19 protein-coding genes and 1 tRNA gene are annotated in these 18,825 nt (G+C 64.5%); 13 read left to right on the plus strand and 7 right to left on the minus strand.

The window, feature by feature from the left end:
- Positions 1-131 precede the first annotated feature (131 nt).
- A tRNA-Asn gene (locus tag ACIBI6_RS10680) sits at positions 132-204 on the plus strand.
- A 79-nt stretch (positions 205-283) separates the two neighbouring features.
- Here the strand turns inward: ACIBI6_RS10680 and ACIBI6_RS10685 are convergent.
- The gene (locus ACIBI6_RS10685) at positions 284-928 is read right to left on the minus strand and encodes a site-specific integrase (RefSeq protein ID WP_396955829.1); all 645 of its coding nucleotides are present in this window, start codon (positions 926-928) and stop codon (positions 284-286) included.
- On the opposite strand from ACIBI6_RS10685, the gene ACIBI6_RS10690 reads away from it, so the two are divergent.
- The gene (locus ACIBI6_RS10690; RefSeq protein ID WP_396955830.1) at positions 916-1,137 is read left to right on the plus strand and encodes a hypothetical protein; all 222 of its coding nucleotides are present in this window, start codon (positions 916-918) and stop codon (positions 1,135-1,137) included. The genes ACIBI6_RS10685 and ACIBI6_RS10690 overlap by 13 nt on opposite strands.
- 386 nt (positions 1,138-1,523) lie before the next feature.
- A complete protein-coding gene (gene ppgK, locus ACIBI6_RS10695) occupies positions 1,524-2,366 on the plus strand; it encodes a polyphosphate--glucose phosphotransferase (RefSeq protein WP_396955831.1) in 843 nt (280 codons plus the stop codon).
- 267 nt (positions 2,367-2,633) lie between these two features.
- Here ppgK and ACIBI6_RS10700 read toward each other — a convergent pair whose 3' ends face one another.
- Complete coding sequence (locus ACIBI6_RS10700; RefSeq protein WP_364339349.1) at positions 2,634-3,401, minus strand: pirin family protein; 768 nt, start codon at positions 3,399-3,401, stop codon at positions 2,634-2,636.
- 665 nt (positions 3,402-4,066) lie between these two features.
- Here ACIBI6_RS10700 and ACIBI6_RS10705 point away from each other — a divergent pair.
- The 4 genes from ACIBI6_RS10705 to ACIBI6_RS10720 all read left to right on the plus strand — a co-directional run bounded on the left by ACIBI6_RS10705 (position 4,067) and on the right by ACIBI6_RS10720 (position 8,997).
- Complete coding sequence (locus ACIBI6_RS10705) at positions 4,067-5,179, plus strand: hypothetical protein (protein WP_396955832.1); 1,113 nt, start codon at positions 4,067-4,069, stop codon at positions 5,177-5,179.
- Between the two features lie 2,043 nt (positions 5,180-7,222).
- Positions 7,223-7,579 (plus strand): DoxX family protein, encoded by a 357-nt coding sequence (locus tag ACIBI6_RS10710; protein ID WP_364339373.1) that lies wholly within the window; start codon positions 7,223-7,225, stop codon positions 7,577-7,579.
- Between the two features lie 20 nt (positions 7,580-7,599).
- A complete protein-coding gene (locus ACIBI6_RS10715; protein WP_396955833.1) occupies positions 7,600-8,787 on the plus strand; it encodes a cytochrome P450 in 1,188 nt (395 codons plus the stop codon).
- A gap of 12 nt (positions 8,788-8,799) precedes the next feature.
- The gene (locus ACIBI6_RS10720; protein WP_364339377.1) at positions 8,800-8,997 is read left to right on the plus strand and encodes a ferredoxin; all 198 of its coding nucleotides are present in this window, start codon (positions 8,800-8,802) and stop codon (positions 8,995-8,997) included.
- Positions 8,998-9,360: 363 nt separating this feature from the next.
- On the opposite strand, the gene ACIBI6_RS10725 is transcribed toward ACIBI6_RS10720, so the two are convergent.
- Positions 9,361-10,032, minus strand: coding sequence for an MspA family porin (locus ACIBI6_RS10725; RefSeq protein ID WP_396955834.1), 672 nt, complete (start codon positions 10,030-10,032; stop codon positions 9,361-9,363).
- A 622-nt stretch (positions 10,033-10,654) separates the two neighbouring features.
- A complete protein-coding gene (locus ACIBI6_RS10730; protein WP_364339382.1) occupies positions 10,655-11,119 on the minus strand; it encodes a hypothetical protein in 465 nt (154 codons plus the stop codon).
- Between the two features lie 502 nt (positions 11,120-11,621).
- On the opposite strand from ACIBI6_RS10730, the gene ACIBI6_RS10735 reads away from it, so the two are divergent.
- The 5 genes from ACIBI6_RS10735 to ACIBI6_RS10755 all read left to right on the plus strand — a co-directional run bounded on the left by ACIBI6_RS10735 (position 11,622) and on the right by ACIBI6_RS10755 (position 16,013).
- Complete coding sequence (locus ACIBI6_RS10735) at positions 11,622-12,635, plus strand: alcohol dehydrogenase catalytic domain-containing protein (protein ID WP_396955835.1); 1,014 nt, start codon at positions 11,622-11,624, stop codon at positions 12,633-12,635.
- A 336-nt stretch (positions 12,636-12,971) separates the two neighbouring features.
- Positions 12,972-13,370 (plus strand): TOBE domain-containing protein, encoded by a 399-nt coding sequence (locus tag ACIBI6_RS10740; RefSeq protein ID WP_364339797.1) that lies wholly within the window; start codon positions 12,972-12,974, stop codon positions 13,368-13,370.
- 5 nt (positions 13,371-13,375) lie between these two features.
- On the plus strand, positions 13,376-14,155 hold the full coding sequence (gene modA, locus ACIBI6_RS10745) for a molybdate ABC transporter substrate-binding protein (RefSeq protein ID WP_396955836.1): 780 nt from the start codon (positions 13,376-13,378) through the stop codon (positions 14,153-14,155).
- Positions 14,155-14,967 (plus strand): molybdate ABC transporter permease subunit, encoded by an 813-nt coding sequence (gene modB / locus ACIBI6_RS10750; protein ID WP_396955997.1) that lies wholly within the window; start codon positions 14,155-14,157, stop codon positions 14,965-14,967. The genes modA and modB overlap by 1 nt, the downstream gene beginning before the upstream one ends.
- Positions 14,964-16,013, plus strand: coding sequence for an ABC transporter ATP-binding protein (locus ACIBI6_RS10755; protein WP_396955837.1), 1,050 nt, complete (start codon positions 14,964-14,966; stop codon positions 16,011-16,013). Before modB ends, ACIBI6_RS10755 begins: the two co-directional genes overlap by 4 nt.
- A gap of 65 nt (positions 16,014-16,078) precedes the next feature.
- Here ACIBI6_RS10755 and ACIBI6_RS10760 read toward each other — a convergent pair whose 3' ends face one another.
- From ACIBI6_RS10760 to ACIBI6_RS10770, 3 genes are all read right to left on the minus strand, one after another.
- Positions 16,079-16,366 carry a putative quinol monooxygenase gene (locus ACIBI6_RS10760; protein ID WP_364339390.1) on the minus strand — a complete coding sequence of 96 codons (288 nt, stop codon included), beginning with the start codon at positions 16,364-16,366 and terminating at the stop codon, positions 16,079-16,081.
- A gap of 119 nt (positions 16,367-16,485) precedes the next feature.
- Positions 16,486-16,719, minus strand: coding sequence for a hypothetical protein (locus tag ACIBI6_RS10765; RefSeq protein ID WP_396955839.1), 234 nt, complete (start codon positions 16,717-16,719; stop codon positions 16,486-16,488).
- A 207-nt stretch (positions 16,720-16,926) separates the two neighbouring features.
- Positions 16,927-18,063 (minus strand): FAD-dependent oxidoreductase, encoded by a 1,137-nt coding sequence (locus ACIBI6_RS10770; protein WP_396955840.1) that lies wholly within the window; start codon positions 18,061-18,063, stop codon positions 16,927-16,929.
- A gap of 82 nt (positions 18,064-18,145) precedes the next feature.
- On the opposite strand from ACIBI6_RS10770, the gene ACIBI6_RS10775 reads away from it, so the two are divergent.
- Entirely contained in the window at positions 18,146-18,820 is a 675-nt protein-coding gene (locus ACIBI6_RS10775; RefSeq protein ID WP_364339396.1) for a helix-turn-helix domain-containing protein, read from the plus strand.
- Positions 18,821-18,825: the final 5 nt, after the last annotated feature.

Here is an 18,825-nt window from a genome sequence, read left to right on the forward strand (position 1 = left end):
CCCACCGCGCGCCACCCCCAGACACGCCGAAGCCCCCGCATGTCTCCAGGTAGAGACGCGATTTGGGAAGGCGAGCGCCGATACGCTAAAGTTTCACCTCGGCCCGCCCAGTACGGACGAGCCAAGGATAGTCCCCTATAGCTCAATTGGCAGAGCAGCCGACTGTTAATCGGCAGGTTTCTGGTTCGAGTCCAGATGGGGGAGCTTTGACCAGGGCGAACGTAGCAGTTCGACCCTGGTTTTGTCCGTTTTAGGGGTCGAACGACACGGAAACGACACGTTTTCAGCCGGAGAGGCGTCCCAAGGCCGCCGTGAAGTCGGGTGCTTCGGTCGGTTGGTCGATGTAGTGACGCTTGGTCACCGAGTCATTCGCGTGGCCGAGTTGTTGGGCTGCGGCCTGGGGGCCGTATTCGTCGGCGATCAGGGATGCGACGGTTTTGCGGAAGGTCTTGGGCGTCACCCAGGCGAACTTCTCGCCGCGGGCCTGGCGCCACAGCCGGTTGAAGTTGTGCGGATCCCAGATGCCGCCGTCGCGGTTCGGGAAGACCAGATCCAGGTCATTGTCGACAGCCTCGGCTTTGACGCGCCGGAGAGTGTCGACGACGAACTGGGGCAGGACCACTGTCCGATAGCCCGAGTCGGTCTTGGTCCATTCCTGGCGGATGAGTCCTTTGCCTTTGATTCGAATGATTGTGCCGGAAAAGGTGATTCGCGCCGGTTTGTTGTCGAGGTCGACATCGGCCCAACGCAGGGCGAGTGCTTCTCCGGGGCATGGGCCGGTTCCGAGTTCGATGTCGGCGACGTCGAGGACCCGCGGGTTGCGTTTGGGGCCGTGGGTGTAGGCCAGCGCGCCATCGAATAGCTTTTCCGGCCACCCACGCCTGCAGCTGCGCGCGCAGCTCTGTGAGGGTCTCCATGTCGGCTGCACGCGATTTCTGGCGCTTCGAGGAAGGTCCGCGACTTCGCGGACCGGGTGCGGTCAATGGCGTCATGGCGGACGGCCATGCTCATCATCTCGGAGGGAATGACCCGCTGTCGCCGCGCCTTCTCACGGTGGCCGTCGAGCACGATCCGTTTCAGGTGCGCATCGATACGGGATGTGGTGGCATCCCACAGGCGCAGGCCGCCGAGCGCTGATTTGATCTTGACGGTTCCCTCGCAGTTCCGCGGGTATTGCAGTGTTGACATACGCTGCCGAACTGCAAGGGGACCGGCCGCTTTTGCAGGTAGCGGGAATACCGGTGCGGGGGAGAGAATAGATGCCTGATGTTATGTGCACCATCAGTATTTGGGTATGTCCCTGACATGCGCCGTGTCCGTCCAGCGGGGTGCCCGAAGCGGGCAGTGCCGTTGTGAATGAACCCTTGCGCCCTTTTTGTTGGAATAACGGGCAGCCTCCCGAAATCTCTGCCTCGATATCCGATTCGTGACCAGGGGGACTCGATGAATCCCACGGCAACCATCCGCCCGGAATCTGTGGAGCGAGCCGACCTCGGGCCGCCGCCACGTACTCGGGAGTGTCCATGACCGATACCACCGCTTCGGTCACCGAAAAGCCGAGCCAGGCTAGGCCGCATTGCTGGGGCTTCGGCATCGACGTGGGCGGTAGCGGCGTGAAGGGCGGCGTTGTCGATCTCGGCACTGGGCAGTTGATCGGCGACCGCTTCAAACTCCCGACCCCGCGGCCGGCTACTCCGGAGGCTCTCGCCGACACGATCCACGAGGTGGTGAAGCATTTCCAGTGGGACGCGCCGCTTGGCGTCACCTATCCGGGTGTGGTCAGCGGCGGCGTCGCCCGTACCGCCGCGCACCTCGACAAGTCTTGGATCGGAGTGAACGCCCAGGAGGTGATCAGCGCCGAACTCGGCGGACAGCCGGTGACCCTGCTCAATGACGCCGACGCGGCGGGATTGGCCGAAGTCGAGTTCGGTGCCGGCAAGGACAGCGACGGCGTCATTGTGCTGCTGACGTTTGGCACCGGCATCGGTTCGGCGGTAATCCACAACGGGGTGTTGTTGCCCAACACTGAATTCGGTCACATCGAGGTCGGCGGAATGGAGGCTGAGCGTCGGGGCGCCGCGTCGGTCAAGGAAAGGCACGCCTGGAGCTACAAACGGTGGGCCCCGGAGGTGACGAAGGTGCTGGTCGCCATCGAAAACGCGATCTCGCCCGACCTGTTCATCGCCGGTGGCGGGGTCAGCCGCAAGGGCGACAAATGGATTCCGTTGCTGAAGAACCGCACGCCGGTGGTGGCCGCCGCGTTGCAGAACACTGCGGGGATCGTCGGGGCGGCAGTGGCTGCGCGTGCCGATCCAACGCGCGCAACGAGCCCGCTCGGCGGCAGCGGTCGTCTTCGCTGGGCTTGATGAGTGGGACCCGGCCGTGGTTGTCGCTGCGGTGTCTGAACATGCGCCTTCGGCGCCGCCAGCTGACTGAATCGCGAACCACGTCGGTACTGCCAGATGTGGTCAAGAGTTTTGTCGAGACCTTCTGCCACTGAGGCGCATCTCCATACCCATGTGTTCGGCGAAAGCCGGCGGGGCGGCGGTGCCTACGTTAGGGAGCACTCCGCCTCGACAATGTCTGCCACGCCGGCTGCACGGAACGGTCTCCCTGACGGGGGACACCGAGGGTCAGAACTGGACGCTGGCGTGCATTTCCCAGACCAGGATCTCGGCGGGCTCGCTCGCGGTGACCTGCTGGCCGCCGGTAGCGGTGAAGCGCACCGCGTCGCCGGTATACAGCGGGCCGGCACTCTCCAGTGTCACCGCGCCGCGGGCCACGAACAGGTGCAGGAACGGTGCGTCGGGCAGGTGCACCGACTGTCCTGGGGCGAGCCGCGCGACGTACAGGGCCGCGTGCGAGTTCCGGATCCGGATCGCGGCGTGGCCGTCATGTTTGCGCATACCCGAGGCGACCGGCAGCAGACCACCGGACAGCAGTTCCGCCTCGATCTCCAACTGCTCATAACCGGGGGTGATACCGGCCTCGTCGGGCACCACCCACATCTGCACGAAGTGCACCGGGTCCTGGTGGACGTCGCCGCTGAGCCGCCACGAGTCGTTCTTCTCCGAGTGCAGGATGCCGGTGCCGGCGCTCATGCGCTGCGCCAGGCCGGGGTAGATCACGCCGTTGTGGCCGGTGGAGTCCTGGTGGACCAGCGAGCCCTCCAGCACCCACGTGACGATCTCCATGTCGCGGTGTGGATGGGTGTCGAACCCCGTACCGGGATCGACGATGTCGTCGTTGTTGACCAGCAGCAGCCCATGATGAGTGTTGGCCTGGTCGAGATGGTGGCCGAAGGAGAACGAGTGTTTGGAATCCAGCCAGCCGAAGTCGGACTTGAACCGGTCCTCGGCGCGGCGGATGTCGACGGTGGGAGTCAAGTCGATGGTGCTCATGAGGTGCCTTCCTCCAAGATCGGTGCCGGCCTGATCACCGACCCACAATTTGGTTTCCATGGAAACTAACCCGCGTCGGAGCGGAACTATTCCGCCGGCGATCACGCCGCATCCGGTTGTCGCTTCCACTTGTTAGTTGCTATGTCCACCACCGGCGCTCTCGGGTTGTCACCGTTGTCGTCTGTCTTCCAATTGCCTTCGAAGGCCGTCAGTTCGGCCGGCTGGTGCCACGGTCGTTCGGGTCCAACAAGATCGGCCCCTCATACCGGCCTGGGCCTCTGATCGCACGTCGCGAGCGATATCGTCAGGTCCCTGAGAAAGTCATTCAGCCCGGATCCACCGACGTGGGTTGTGTCCAGCTCGGTGAAATCCGAATTGAGCTGGCCGGATCGCCGGTATTCGAGTTCCGCTCGGTGTCTTCGAGGTTCCGGTCGGGTGAGATCGGCAGGGCCTGGACAGCACTGGCGCTATCCGGTTCACCGCGATCGAACTCTCGCTCCGAACCGCGCAATATGCGGGCTCGACAGTGTTTCCGCTTCCCGTCAGTGGTGAGTCCGCCGCACGCGGGCGGATATACGATGCGCATCGTTCACGCAGTGCGCCAAAGGATTTCGTCGGTCGAAGGAGACCCCCTCAGCTGCCTGCGTTCGATCGAAGGAGCCGCCATGACCAGATACGCGCATTTCGTCGGTAGCCTGCCCGAGGCCCTGATGACCAGCGATCGAGACGTCCTGGAATGGTTCGCCGACCAGAGTGACGGTTGGCCACTGACCGCAGTGCCGCGCGACCTCGATGCCGACTGGGTCGTCGCCTATCTGCGTACTCTCGAAGCACGCGACGCCTTCAGCATCGTCCGCACGGGCGACTACGCCGACTACAGCGACATGCGCAGCTACGGTGTGCGGCCCGGCCACATCCTCGAACCACGCGATGCGGCGATGGGGCGAATCGAGCGGATCGGTGCGATTGTCTCGGAGTTCGAGTCGCTGCAGCGCAGCCGTCCAGAGTTGGCGGACAAGCGGGTTCAGATCAGCCAGCCCAACCCATTGGATCTGGCCCTGTACGTTTTCGCCGGCGCGGCGGTCTCGCTCGGCCTTCCCATGGGGCCCGCAGTCCGCAACCTCGGTGTGGTCGTCACCGCTCTTCAGCATCTGCCCGTATTCACGGACGCAGTGCTGCAGGAGATGTCCGAGGTGACCGCTCGGTACGGCGATCGCGTTGTGTGGCAGGTGGAATCACCGATCGCAACGCTCGGCATGGTCAAAGCCGAGCAACTGCGGGCGCAGTGGTCACTGGGACCGCTGCTGGCACGCCAGCTCGGCGGCTTTCTCATCCGCACCCACGAGATCGGCGCGGCGACAACCCTGCACCTATGCTACGGCGACTACAAGCACAAGAACCTGCTGACCCCCCGCGGCTTGGCGCCAGTGGTGAACCTACTCGGCCACCTCTCCCGGCTACTGCGCAAACGCGGAGTGCCCCTGCCAGTCGTACATGTTCCCTGCGCCTATGGTGCCGATCCGGCCCCGTTGGATCCGGCGTTCTATCGCCCGCTGCGGCGACTGGATCCCGGCTGGCAACTGATCGCCGGTGTCGTCTCTGCCGACGATGTCGACGACAGCATCCGCGCGCTGACACTGTTCGAACAGGCCTCCGGCCGAGCCACACATGGGGTAGCCACCGCGTGCGGGCTCGGCCGACGAACCGTCGAGGACGCTCGGGCGGCCGCCGCAGCCACGGTCACCACGGCACGTGCCGACGTCGGCGCGCCTCGCTGACCACGCGGTCCGCGTAGCACAACGGCTCTCCGGACGGAAGATGTCGCGGCCACGCGGACCAGGGGATAAACCAGAGTGTTTGATCGACCTAGTGCACATTTTCGACTCCGTGTTAGCAGGTGTCGAGAAGGCAGCGGGCAGCGTGAGGTCGAGCCACGGTCGGAACCATGAACAGTCGTCGGGTTCGTCCTGGAGGAACTTCTGGAACGGCTCGGACTCCTCTGGAGCTTGTAGGTGTCCTGAACTTCCAGGTGGAACGCCTCACGCTGGCAGGAGTGGAATAGGCGGTCGAACGCCTCATCTGCGCGAGTTGCACCGTAGGACGTCCTTTTGCCTTCATGAGGGAAACAATGGATAGCGAGAGCTTCGGGCCGTCCGCAATCGCTCTCGCTTCCTCGATGACCGGGTCGTCGAACGTTTCCCTATCGCCGCGTGTTGACCGAGTACCCGGACGACATTGTCGCTGAACACTTCGAGTTGGCCGACGGATCGTGAAACGACTGACGCGCCTCGACTGGTGAAGGCTAGGGCGCGTTGAGGTTTCGGCATGTCTGGTGTCAGGTGATGCGCACGGAGATGGTGGTGCGGGTGGTGACCGATGGCGGCCCTGAATAGCCGCTCGCTGCGATCTGCACCTTGACGAGATCCTCTGGGCGACGGTCCGCCCGGTCATGGTGCAGCGTGGCGGCAGGGAATTGCCGGTTCCCGCTGAGCCTCCCGAGCATCCAGAAATGCCGATGAGCGTACATTTGCGCAGAGCCGTGGGTTACCTATTTCATCGACCATACGGATCGAACATATGCCATGGACATGCGGCAAACTGTCACCTATGCTCGGAGATATTCCGAAGTCTTTCGATAATTCGTGTGGCTGGCGGATATAAATATATGGTTCCAAATCTCTTTTCGTATGAAAGGGATATATCTATGGGCACAAGCAAATGCCGGGCTTCCGACCCGCGTCGACAGAAGATGGTATCGATTGTCGTGGCGGCAGCGGTTCCAGTGGCGCTCGTGCTCGGGGGAACCGCGATCGCGCAAGTCGGCGCTACGTCGGCCACAGTGACCCGGTCCGGCTACCTTCAGTCCGTCTACTCACTAACCGTGCCGCCTCCGCCGCACGTGCCGTCGCCCGATGAGCCGCTGCTCGAGCCTCACCCAGAGCGGCCTAATCCAGAGCAGACCCAGCCTGAGCAGCCTCCGCCGGACCAGTCGATCCCGTGATTCGAGCTCCTCGAGCCGAGTAACACTCGCCGAACCGCTCTCACAGACGAGCGCGCGTACCGAGTCGAGCGATGTCGCGCGCTGAAAGATCCGCAGGAGATCAAAATCCCGGATAGCCCATGCGACCTCGCGCCTGCCGCCGACGTCGACCTGAGCGGTCAGTGAATCCGACGGCACTGGCGTGTGCGGTGACCTCGCTGCCCAGCGTCACTCGGTCATATTGGAATTGCTGTACGGCTGCCTGAGCGGACGGCGAGAACGCGTCACCGGCACGGCAGCAGCACGCCCGTGAACCCCGCCCGCGCTCTGATACTCCTGTCTTCCGGCACCTTCGCATCCCCGTAGGCCGCACGGAACTCGCGTGGCATGGCCCGAGAAACAATCGTTCGTACGGGAGCCACAGCACGGCTGCTGGCATTCCTCGGCCACATCGCGGATCAATTCGATTGTGAACCAAACGCTTTCGTGTCCCATCGGGAATACGTTGCGTGTCGCGACCGCGGTGGCGGCGTAGTCGAAAACCATGCCGCCCAGCCGGATGGTGCACAACACTTCCGAGCCGAAGCCATGCGTCGTGCCGTCATGGTTTGGGCGTCCTCGGGCAACGGTCGGACGAATGTCGCTGACGAAATATTCAGAAACTCTTGACTGACTGTATCTTCGTGAGTGACGATATCGTCAGTGAACGCGCAAGTGCGGGGCGTTTGCCACCGCGGTCGAAGACGGTGTCGTCGCAACCATCGAGCTCGCCCCGGCATCGACGAAGGTCGGTGGCTGACGTAGCTGGCTATGCAATCGAATGGAAAGTAGGTGTGCGCCGATGACAGTCGCATCCATCGTGTTCGCCGTGCTGTTGGCGATCGGGTTTCTACCGCTCGGTGCGGTCAAGGTGTTGGCCGTGGCGGACATGCGTCAGCGTGGCGAACATTTCGGCTACTCGGTGACCGCCTTCCGCGGCATCGGCGTCCTCGAGATTGCCGGGGCGCTGGGCATACTGGCCGGCACGATGTGGTGGCCGCTCGGGGCGGCGGCCGGAATCGGACTGATGCTGTTGATGATCGGCGCTCTTATCACCCATATGAAAGCCGGTGACAGTGTCGGTGAGTACGCACCGTCGATCGGCGTCGGCGTGCTGGCGGTCGCCTATGTCGTGACTGCGTTCGGTGCGCACCTATGACCGCTCGAAAGGGAATTCCGATGCGTAATCGAGCCCATGTCCCGGCCTACCGCCCCGACATCTACTCGCACCAGGGGATTCTCGATCCCTATCCGCACTACGCGCGGCTGCGCGAGCTCGGGCCGGTGGTGTGGCTTGCCAAGCAACGCGCCTATGCGCTGCCGCGTTATGGCGAATGCAAAGCCGTCCTGCTCGACGATCAGACCTTCGTCTCCGGAGCCGGCGTCGCCTTGAACCCGGTGGCCAACCGACTCTCGAAGGGCACCACCCTCAACAGTGACGGCGAGGAGCACAAACGCCGCCGCGCGTTGCTCGCCCGCCGGTTGTCCCCGCGTGCACTGCGAGCGATGCGCGAATCGGTCGACCAGCAGGCGGTCGCGGCCGTCGAGCAGGCGCTCGCGCGGGGACGTATCGACGGGGCCGAACTGGCGGCCGCGCTGCCGATGTCGGTGGTACCGGATCTGATCGGCTGGCCCCAGCACGGTCGGGAACACTTGCTGCGGTGGGCGGGAGCAACATTCGACGCGCTCGGGCCACTCAACCGGCAGTCCATTCGCACCGCGCCGTCGGCGGTCGGGATGATGCAGTTCACGCGGCAGCTCGCCCGCGAGCGGGACCTGCTGCCGGGCAGCCTCGGGGTGGACGTGCTGCAGGCTACCGACGACGGCAAGCTGTCCCAAGTTGAATGCCCGGCCCTGCTGATCGATTACCTTGCCCCGTCGTTGGATACCACGATCAGCGCTATCGCCAGCGCCATGTATCTGTTCGCACGCCACCCCGAGCAGTGGCAGCTGCTCAAGGACGATCCCACCCGCATCCCGAACGCGGTGAACGAGGTTGTGCGTTTCGAATCACCGCTGCGTGCGTTCTCCCGCAAGACAATTCGTGATGCCGACATCGCCGGAACCAGCATCCCGGCGGGCGCACGGGTGGTGGTGATCTATTCCTCGGCCAATCGTGACCCGCTGGAATGGGATGATCCCGACACCTTCGATATCCGCCGCGACGCGACCCGCCAACTCGGCTTCGGTCACGGCACGCACGGTTGCGCCGGTCAAGGTCTCGCGCGGCTGGAAACCCAGGCAATGCTCGCCGCACTCGTCGAGCGCGTCGAGCGCATCGAGATCGCCGGTGAGCCCGAATGGGCGATCAACAACATCATTCACCGCTTCGAACGCCTTCCACTGCAACTCATTCCAGCTCGATAGAAGGAATCCATCATGAAGATCTCCATCGACTACTCGCGGTGCGAGGGACACGGTCTGTGCGCCGTGCAGGCGCCCGAGATATTCAGCCTCGGTGACAACGCTGAGCTCATCTACCGTTTCGATGGTGCCGAGGTGCCCGGTGATCTCGTGACCGCCGCCCGTACAGCCGTGGACTCCTGCCCAGTCGCGGCGCTACGGGAGATCTCATGAGTCCCACCCGCCTGCTGCGGTCGAAATGGATCACGCGGTTCGACGCCGAAAACGCCGCTTAGACCACTGAACACTGTGAGCGGCCCGTCACGACGGGCCGCTCACCGCTTGTGATCGAGTATCGAGTCTGTGGTGGGCCGATCTCGGTGTCGCCAGCGCTCGATCCCTTAGTTGTGGGTCGTTACGTCCGGGAATCCGGGGAGGCGTTTGCGGCAGTGCCCCTTAGTGCCTCGTCCGGATAGCTTGCTGCGTCACCCGCTCCGGCTGCTCGTCGAATGCGGCGTGGGCGAGCACCATTCGACTGCGTTCGACGGAACCCTCCGAACCAGGGCTCGACACCGCAGACGCTTCCCGGACGCGGTACTAAAACGTGAATTCCGTTCCGTAGCCGGTTGTCTGGGCGGTTCCGCCGGTACCGTCGGCGCGTACGGTGACGAAGGGCATGGCTGATGCGGGCGATATACATCCGCTGATGTTCAGTGGCGTGTTGGTGTGGCCGAATGTGTATGGGAACGTGACGTCGTGATCCAGGCTGGCGGCACCGATAACCACCGCCGTGACGTTTCCCGGTGCGAGGCTTACCGTAATCGCTCCGGTGAGACTGGCATTGACGCCGACATTCGGTGCAATTGCGACAGTGACGCTGGGCGAATCGCCAAGGGTCAATGCGAGCTCGGGTGCGATACCCGCGCTGACACCGACGCTCGGCGCAATCCCGATGGAGACGCCTTGGCTGATATCCACGGCGCAACCGACCAGATATCCGATCGCAATTTCCCCGTCGCGAACGGATGAAACGCCGTCGACAGACACCGAGTAATTTCCGGACACTTTGACTGCGTGCACGAACGGGATTCCCGTTGCTATATCGCCTCCGGCCGGGACGACATTGTTCATATCCACCGCTGCGACGACGTGCATGCCACCGGTATCGACTTCTCCGGATGCCGCATCAGCGGGTGTGATGGCAATGCAAGTCGCTGCACCGACAATCGCGGTGAGCGTTGCAATACTCCTCAGATACTTCCTGGTCATAGCACTCCAGTCGACTAATTACCGACACAGACTGTTCCGAAAAAAGATCGCTCGCGACACCGGACTCGAAGTGTTTACCCGCCCAGTAGGTTCGATACGGGACCAGCACTCGAACCTGTCGGCAGACCCTACCGCACCTACGGGACAACCGATCTCATGCGCGGTGTTACTCATTCGGCCTGTCGACCACCCGGGATATTCACAGCGGTGGCGCGAACTGACCGTCCCGATCCTGCGGAGGACGACGTCGATCGTCGCGGCACTGCCCGCCGATACGGTTGCGGATAGTTGTGCTCGGCATTCGCCACGCCGTTGTGGTGGTTGATGTGTCGCCGATACCGTAAACGGCTGGTATCAAACGGAATTGATCAAGCTGCGTGCCCCTGGCGCAGCGCCGACCACATGCTCAGAACCCGCTCACCCAAACCTGCTGGGCTGTCACGCAAGTGCCTCGTCCAGAAAGCTTGCCGCGCCACCCGCTTCGGCTGCTTGCCGAGCGTAGTGATGCGGCGGTCGAATGCGGCGTGGTCGACCACCATTCGACTGCGTTCGACGGACCCCTCCGAGCCAAGTCTCGGTACGGCTGAAGCTATCGGGACGCGGCACTAGGAAGGCTTCGAACTCACCGAGGCGACTCACCCCGGTCGTTGCCGCGGGTTTCGATAGCCTTGACGGTCTTATCGAGGGCTTGTTTCAGTACACGTTTGCCGACGGTCCCGACCACGACTCCGAGGACCCGTCCCTTGAGATTCTTTCCCTCGCGCACCATGACCACATCCACATCGGTCTTCCCGTCAGACCGGCGCGTGAAGGTATAGGTGTGACCCGAGTGTCCGCCCCATATGTTCGAGTCGGTGGTCGTCATGACGACGCGGTCGGGGTTCGACCAGTCGTAGTGCAGTCGTTCCCAGATGCCATGCGAGCCCTCCGTGACATCAGCGTCGCGTCGGCCCTGGTCGTGCACCTGGAGGTATTTGTCGGCGCTGTTGCCGAACAGTTGTGAGCGGCCAGGCCCGAAATCGGTGAGCGCGGCCACGAACTGCTCCGGTGTCGAACTCGTGGTCTCCTTGAAGTGGATCGTGGACATCGTTGCTCCTTTGCTTTTGGGTGACTGCTGCATCGGGGTATTCGCGCGCGTCGTAGCGCACGCTGGCACCGGCCCACAGCACCCGTTCGCCGGAGGTAATTCGGACCGAGTGATCGCCCTCGACGTGCGCGGTGTTCCTATTGATGAAGCATGAGCTTCGGTACATGCCAGCGCAAGGCCGTCCGATAGCGCATCGAGACCATCGATGGGTTATCGAGCGAATGATCTACCAGCTCGCAACGATTGTCACCTGGGGCCAAGAACTGCGGACGTATGATTTTCACGGCGTCGTAATGGGCCGAGTGGGGGTGCGACGCCGCGCGGGATGGATGACGGCTCGTCGGTTGCACATTGGCACGACCAAGTGGTGCGACGAGGGTGACACGGTGCTGTTGGCACCGTCGTTGCAGGCGATAGTTCGAGAAATGCCGGTGCCGCTACCTCGGTCCGCTCTGGTGAGGTCCGCGACGCCGCCGCTCCCCAAGGGAAAGCGAGCATACCGATGTCTACTCATCAGGCTGTTCACGTGCAGTCCGCCGGTGCGGCGTTGAAACTGGTCGATGTCGAAACAGACGCACCGCCGCGCGACCATGTGCGCCTCGCGGTCTCGGCCTGCGGGATCTGCGGCACCGACCGCGCATTCGTCAGTGGAGCATTTCCGAATATGTCGTGGCCGCTGACACCGGGGCATGAGATTGCCGGCACCATTGCCGAACTCGGTGCCGCCGTCGACAACTATGCCGTCGGTGACCGCGTTGCCGTGGGCTGGTTCGGTGGGCATTGCGGCAAATGCGTGCCGTGCCGCGAAGGCGACTTCATCCACTGCCAGAACATGCAGGTCCCCGGCTGGCAGTACCCGGGCGGATACGCCGAGTCGGTGACCGTACCGGCCAATGCGCTGGCCCGCATCCCCGACGCGCTCTCGCTGGCCGAGGCCGCGCCGATGGGTTGTGCCGGTGTCACCACCTACCACGCGCTTCGCGAAACCCGGGCGGTGCCCGGCGACCGCGTCGCCATTCTGGGTGTCGGCGGACTGGGCCACCTCGGCGTGCAATTCGCTCACGCGATGGGCTTTGAAACGATCGCGATCGCACGCGGCGCGGACAAAGCCGAAGATGCCCGCGCGCTCGGCGCCCACCACTACATCGACTCGACCGCTGGCGATGTCAGCCGAGCACTACGGGGACTCGGCGGCGCGTCGGTTGTCCTCGGGACCGTGGGCAACGCCGAAGCCATGGGCGAAACCGTCGATGGGCTACTACCGCGCGGCGAGCTCATCGCCATCGGGGTCTCCGCCGAACCGCTGCCGATCAGCCCGATGCAGCTGATCGCCCGCGGGCTCAGCATCACCGGCCACGCCTCCGGCACCGCCCGCGATATCGAGGAAACAATGCAATTCGCGGTCCAATCGGGCGTGCGCACACGGATCCAGCAACGGCCGCTGGATCAAGCCGCCGAGGCATACACCGAGATGGAACGGGGACGGGCCCGATACCGCATGGTCCTCACGGTCTGACCGATTGGTGCTGACGGTTCCGGATCAGCTGTGGCCCCCACCGCGCCGAGAACGTCGGCCGTGCCCGACCCATGAGGCCATCTTGCCGGAACAGCAAGATTGCGTGCCAGATCGTGGTGAGCGTGGCAAGAATTAGCGCCTGGGACGCAGAACACCTGGTCGCGACGGGACGGCGTCGACACGTCCTGCTCATTCGCCGCACCGCCTGAACCTTGCACCCAACGAAGGAGACCGCCGTGCCCACCACGACGCGCCGCAAACGCCGCGGCGACGCCCCGTGGACGTGCGTGCGCATTCGGCTATGCATTCCGTGGATACGGCAATATGCTGCTGATCGTGTCGAACCTGCGGATCAGTGAGGTTGCCGCGTTGATGGGTGTCAGCGATGACACCGTGCGGCGGTACATCGATCAGGGCCGACTCAACGCTATTCAGCTGGATAACGGGCGCATGGGTGTGAGTGGCCGAGAGCTGGCGGAATTTCTGCGAGCCAACTCCGACGCCCCGGAGCCGGGTGCCACGGTCGCGATCTCGGCGCGGAATCGGATGCGCGGGATCGTCACACGCATCGTGAAGGACACGGTGATGGCTCAGGTCGAAATGCAGGCCGGGCCGTTCAGGTTGGTGTCGCTGCTGAGTCGGGACTCGGTCGACGAGCTCGGCCTCGAGGTCGGCAGCGTCGCGGTCGCGTCGGTCAAGTCCACTCATGTCGTTGTAGAAATCCCGGAAAGTTGACGAGGATGATTCGTTCGCTGAGCGCGGTTGCTCTGACCGGGGCTGTCGCGTTGACATTGATCGGCTGTGGATCGGACAAGTCGTCCGATACGGCCCGCACCGACAAGATCTCCGGAACGGTGACGGTATTCGCGGCCGCGTCGTTGACCGAGACGTTCACCGAGTTGGGCAAGCAGTTCGAGGCCGCCCACCCCGGCGTCGAGGTTGTTTACAGTTTCGGTGCGAGTTCGGCGTTGGCGGAGCAGATCAAGCAGGGCGCCCCAGTCGATGTATTCGCCTCGGCGGCGCCGAAGAATATGCAGCAGGTCCTCGACGCCGGCGATATCACGGCGACGCCGGTGACGTTCGCACGCAATCGTCTCGAAATCGCGGTCCCCAAGGGCAACCCCGGCCATATCACCGGACTTGCGGACCTCGGCAAGACCGAACCCAAGATCGCGCTGTGTGCCGAGCAGGTGCCCTGTGGTGCCGCCGCGAAGACCGTATTCGAGGTCGCCGGTGTGCACCCGCGGCCCGATACCCGTGAGGCCGACGTCAAGGCAGTGCTGACGAAAGTCACCCTCGGAGAGGTGGATGCGGCGCTCGTTTACCGCACCGATGTCAAGGCCGCCGGTGACAAGGTGGAGGGCATCGACTTCCCCGAGGCGGACATGGCGATCAACGACTATCCGGTCGCGCCACTGGCCAAGGCTCCCAACGCCGCAGCCGCTGCGGCGTTCGTCGATTTCGTCCGGTCCGACCGAGCGCGCACGGTGTTCACCGAAGCGGGATTCGACAACCCGTGATCCGGACGTCGGCGCGAGGGCGGGCAGCGCGCGGGCGGCGACCGCTCGTTCTCGTGCTACCCGCCGTCTGCGGTTTGGCGTTTTTATTGTTGCCGCTGGCTGGGCTATTGCTGCGCGCGCCCTGGCGTGGTCTGCCCAAGCGGTTGTTCAGTGCCGAGGTCGGCCAGGCGCTGCGGCTGTCGCTGGTATGTGCGAGCTCGGCGACTGTCGTCTGCGTTCTTTTCGGGATTCCGTTGGCATGGCTGCTCGCCCGCGGTGAGATCCGCGGCATCGGGTTCGTGCGGGCACTGGTGACGGTTCCGCTGGTACTGCCGCCGGTGGTCGGTGGTGTCGCACTGCTGCTGGTATTGGGCAGGCGCGGGATCATCGGGCGCTATCTGTATGAGTGGTTCGATGTCTCACTGCCTTTCACCACCGCCGGGGTCGTCGTCGCAGAGGCATTCGTGGCGATGCCGTTCCTGGTGATTTCCGTCGAAGGTGCGCTGCGGGGAGCCGACCCCCGCTACGAAGAAGCCGCGGCTACCTTGGGTGCGTCGCATTGGCTGACTTTCCGGCGAGTCACATTGCCGTCGGTGATGCCGGGGGTGATCGCGGGTGCGGTGCTGTGCTGGGCGCGTGCGCTCGGTGAGTTCGGTGCCACGATCACTTTCGCGGGCAACTTTCCGGGTAAGACGACGACCATGCCGTTGGCGGTCTACCTCGCATTGGAAACCGATCCCGAGGACGCGATCGTGCTCAGCTTGGTGCTGCTCACGGTGTCGGTGGTCGTACTGGCGGCGTTGCGGGATCGGTGGACGCGAGGAGCGGTATGACACTCGAGGCCGAAATACGCATCACCCGAGACAAATTCGAACTCGATATCGCCGTCAGCGTGGCACCGGGTGAAGTCGTCGCACTGCTGGGCCCCAACGGTGCGGGCAAGACCACGGCATTGCGGGCACTGGCCGGACTCACCCCACTCACCGGTGGCAACATTCGTCTCGACGAAAATACGTGGGACGCACCGCCGAAGCTGTTCATCCCGGCCGAGCGGCGAGCGATCGGCGTCGTATTCCAGGACTATCTGCTGTTCGCGCACATGTCCGTCCAAGACAACGTCGCCTTCGGACTGCGCGCTCGTGGGCACCACCGCCGGGCCGCGCGTGAGCGCGCGAAGTATTGGCTCGAGCGAGTCGGCCTCGCCGAGCATCTGCACGCCAAACCGCGCGCGCTGTCGGGCGGCCAAGCTCAACGTGTCGCGCTGGCCCGCGCGCTGGCCACCGATCCGCGACTACTGCTGCTGGATGAACCGTTGGCGGCACTCGACGCCAGCACCCGCTTGCAGGTCCGCTCGGATCTGGCCCACCATCTCGCCGACTACAACGGACATACCGTGCTGGTCACCCATGACCCGCTCGATGCCATGGTGCTGGCCGACCGCCTCGTCATCGTCGAAAACGGCAGCATCATCCAGGAAGGTCCACCCAGCGAAGTCGCCCGCAGACCACGCTCGGACTATGTCGCAAACCTGGTGGGCCTCAACCTCTATCGCGGCACAGCCCACGGCAACACGATCGATCTCGACGACGGCGGCACACTTACTGTGGCCGAACCGGCCGAGGGCGCTGTCCATGTCGCGTTCCCGCCGACTGCGGTGAGCTTGCACCCTGAGCAGCCGACGGGCAGCCCGCGAAATACCTGGCCGGTCACCGTGGTCGGGCTCGAACAGCACGCCAACACCACCCGGGTTCGCCTCGATGGCAGCCCGTCCGTGCTCGCCGATGTCACTCCCGCGACCGTCGCTGATTTGCGTCTGCAGACCGGTGTGCCTTTGTGGGCCGCGGTCAAGGCCACCGAAACGCACACCTATCCGGCGTGAAATGCCCTAGTTACGCACGTTAAATTTCCCTCTGCGGACGGTTCGGGTCCGCAGAGGGTTGGGGTTCAGAGGGTGTCGAAGAACTCGAGCCTCGGGGGTGCGGCCAGAAGTGGCGTCATGAGCTTACCGGCGGCGCGGAAGTGGTCGGAGCGGGTGTGCGCCTCCAAAGCTTCCTTGTCGGAATAGATTTCGAAGAAGCGGTAATTGTTGGGATCGGCCTGCGAGCGGGTCAGCTGGTAGGTGTGATTGCCGGGCTCGTTGGCCCGGACCTGCGTGACGAGGTCGGCGACGACGGATTCGAACTCGGGGCCGGCCCCGTCCTTGACGGTCACATCGGCAGTTACGGCGAGCATGGTTCTCCTCAGGGTGAGTAGATGACGGACTGATGGTGTCATCGATGCTGCGGACCGCGATGCCCGCCCGCTTGGCGGCGTCGAACCAACGCGGATTGGTTTTCTCCTCGAGGAGGGGATCAGCGAGGGGAATCGGTGTGCAGCCAGTGCCACGCGACGACACCGACCCACAGTTGGAAAGCGAGCGTGCTCACGGCCAGCACCAGAAACAGCGCGGAGTGGATGAGTGTTGCGCGGCCCGCCAGGCTCAGCGCGAGCACCGCTATGCCGGCGCGGTGCAGCCACCGCACGCCGGGCGCACTCATGCGGCGCAGACTCAGCACGATCGCGGCGACGAACAGCAGTCGCGGCATCGCCGACAGCGCGAGACCGAAGAGTGATGGATTTGCGAATGCCCAGCGTCGACGGGGCCGAAGCGACGCCGTCGACGCACTCGGCGAGGGCTGTCGGTCGCGCGGCCGCGGGCGAACCGGTGGTTTCCCCGGTCGTATGTGAGACGCCGCTTCGGCCGGCGTTGTTGGCCGGGCAGCTGCTGCCGGGCCGGGCCGACGGGCGTCCGATCAGCGCTCGACAGGTTCAGCGCCGGTGAACATGTCGATAAGGCTGTGTGGGGCGTTGCTGTCGAGGTAGAGCGGGAGAAGTTGTGCGGCATCGGCGGCGGCTTCGGCGCTACGGGAGAACAGGGCATCCTCGTATTCGGTGAGTGCGGCCTCGATGTCGTCGGGGCGAGCGGCGATGGCCTTGCCGAGCTCGGCGCCGTCGAACATGGCGAGATTGGCGCCTTCGCCGGAGGGCGCCGTCAGGTGGGCGGCGTCGCCGAGCAGGGTGACGCCCGGGACACGGTCCCACCGGTGGTCGCTCGGTAGGGCGTGGATGGTCCGCAGGACCGGTGCGGTCTCACCGTCGGTGATGAGCGCCGTGAGCTCCGGCGCCCAGCAGTCGAACTCCTCGGCGACCCGGGCGGTGGCCGTGCCGGGATCGGAAAAGTCGATGCCGTCGCCCCACTCTCGGGGCTTGTTGAGTTGGACGTAGGTATGCAGGACGCCGCCCGGTTCCCGGTGGGCGACGATCTCCTTCCCCGGCGCGAGCGCGAACATCGAGCCTGCGCCGACGGCCTTCGCGCTCGCAGGATGGCGCTCGTCACTGTCGAACAGATACGTCTCGATGAACACCGTGTCGAAGTACTCGGGCTCAGCGCCGGACAGCAGGGGACGCACGCGCGACCACGCGCCGTCCGCGCCGACCAGGAGGCCGGTCGTCCGGGTCGATCCGTCGACGAAGGTGAGCTCATGCCGGCCGTCGCCGAGGGAACCGACAGCGGCGACCTTTCGCCCCCAGGCGACCGTGTCGGTGGGCAGCGAGTCGAGCAACATCTGGCGCAGCCGACCGCGGAGCACCTCGGGCCGCCCGCCGGTGCCGTCGTCGGGCCGGTCGAACAGGACGGTTCCGTGCATATCGAGCACCCGGATCGCCTCGCCGCCCTCGTGGATGAGGCCGAGGAACTGGTCGAACAAACCGGCGTCCTTCAGGGCGAGCTGGCCGTTGTGGTCGTGGATGTCGAGCATGCCGCCTTGTGCGCGGGCGGTCGGGGAGGCCTCCGCTTCGTAGATGGTCACCGGGATCTCGTGGATGTGCAGGACGCGCGCGAGCGTGAGCCCGCCGAGTCCTGCGCCGATGATCGTGACTGGTGTGGCCATCTCGATTCCTTTCGCCGGGCAGCTTTGGAACAGCGTTCCAAGATAGTTTGGTACGGCGTTCCAAACATGTCAAGATGAGGACATGACACAGCGGCGTGCGGACGCTCTGTCCCAGGAGCGCATCGTCGAAGCAGCCGTGGAGTTGCTCGACGCCGAGGGTGAAGCCGGGTTGACCTTCCGCCGACTCGCCGGGCACCTGCGGACCGGGCCCGGCGCGATCTACCACCACGTGGCGAACAAGAGCGAGTTGCTCATCGCCGCCACCGATGCCGTTCTCGCGCCCGCGATGACCGCCGGTGTAGCCGATGACGTGCGGGAGGAGGACGCGGTCAGAGCGGTCGCGCTCGCCGTCTTCGACGCGATCGACGCGCATCCGTGGGTCGGCACGCAGCTCTCCCGCACCCCGTCGCAGCCGGCGATGCTGCGGATCTTCGAACGCATCGGACGGCAGGTTCGAGCGCTCGGCGTTCCGGAAACCGCCGAGTTCACCTCGGCGTCCGCGCTGCTGAACTACATCCTCGGCGTCGGTGGGCTCAACGCCGCGAACGCCCGCGTCCTGGAGCAGGGCACGAACCGGACCGATTTCCTCACCACGGTGTCGGTCGCGTGGGCGAACCTCGATCCCCAGCAGTACCCGTTCACCCGTGACGTTGCCGGGCAGCTGCGCGACCATGACGATCGTGAGCAGTTCCTCGACGGCATCGACCTCATCCTCACCGGCATCCGCATGCTCGGGCGCCGTTCCCGGTCGAGCTAGAGTTT

The organism is Nocardia sp. NPDC050412, from assembly GCF_044458825.1.
Classification (GTDB): domain Bacteria; phylum Actinomycetota; class Actinomycetes; order Mycobacteriales; family Mycobacteriaceae; genus Nocardia.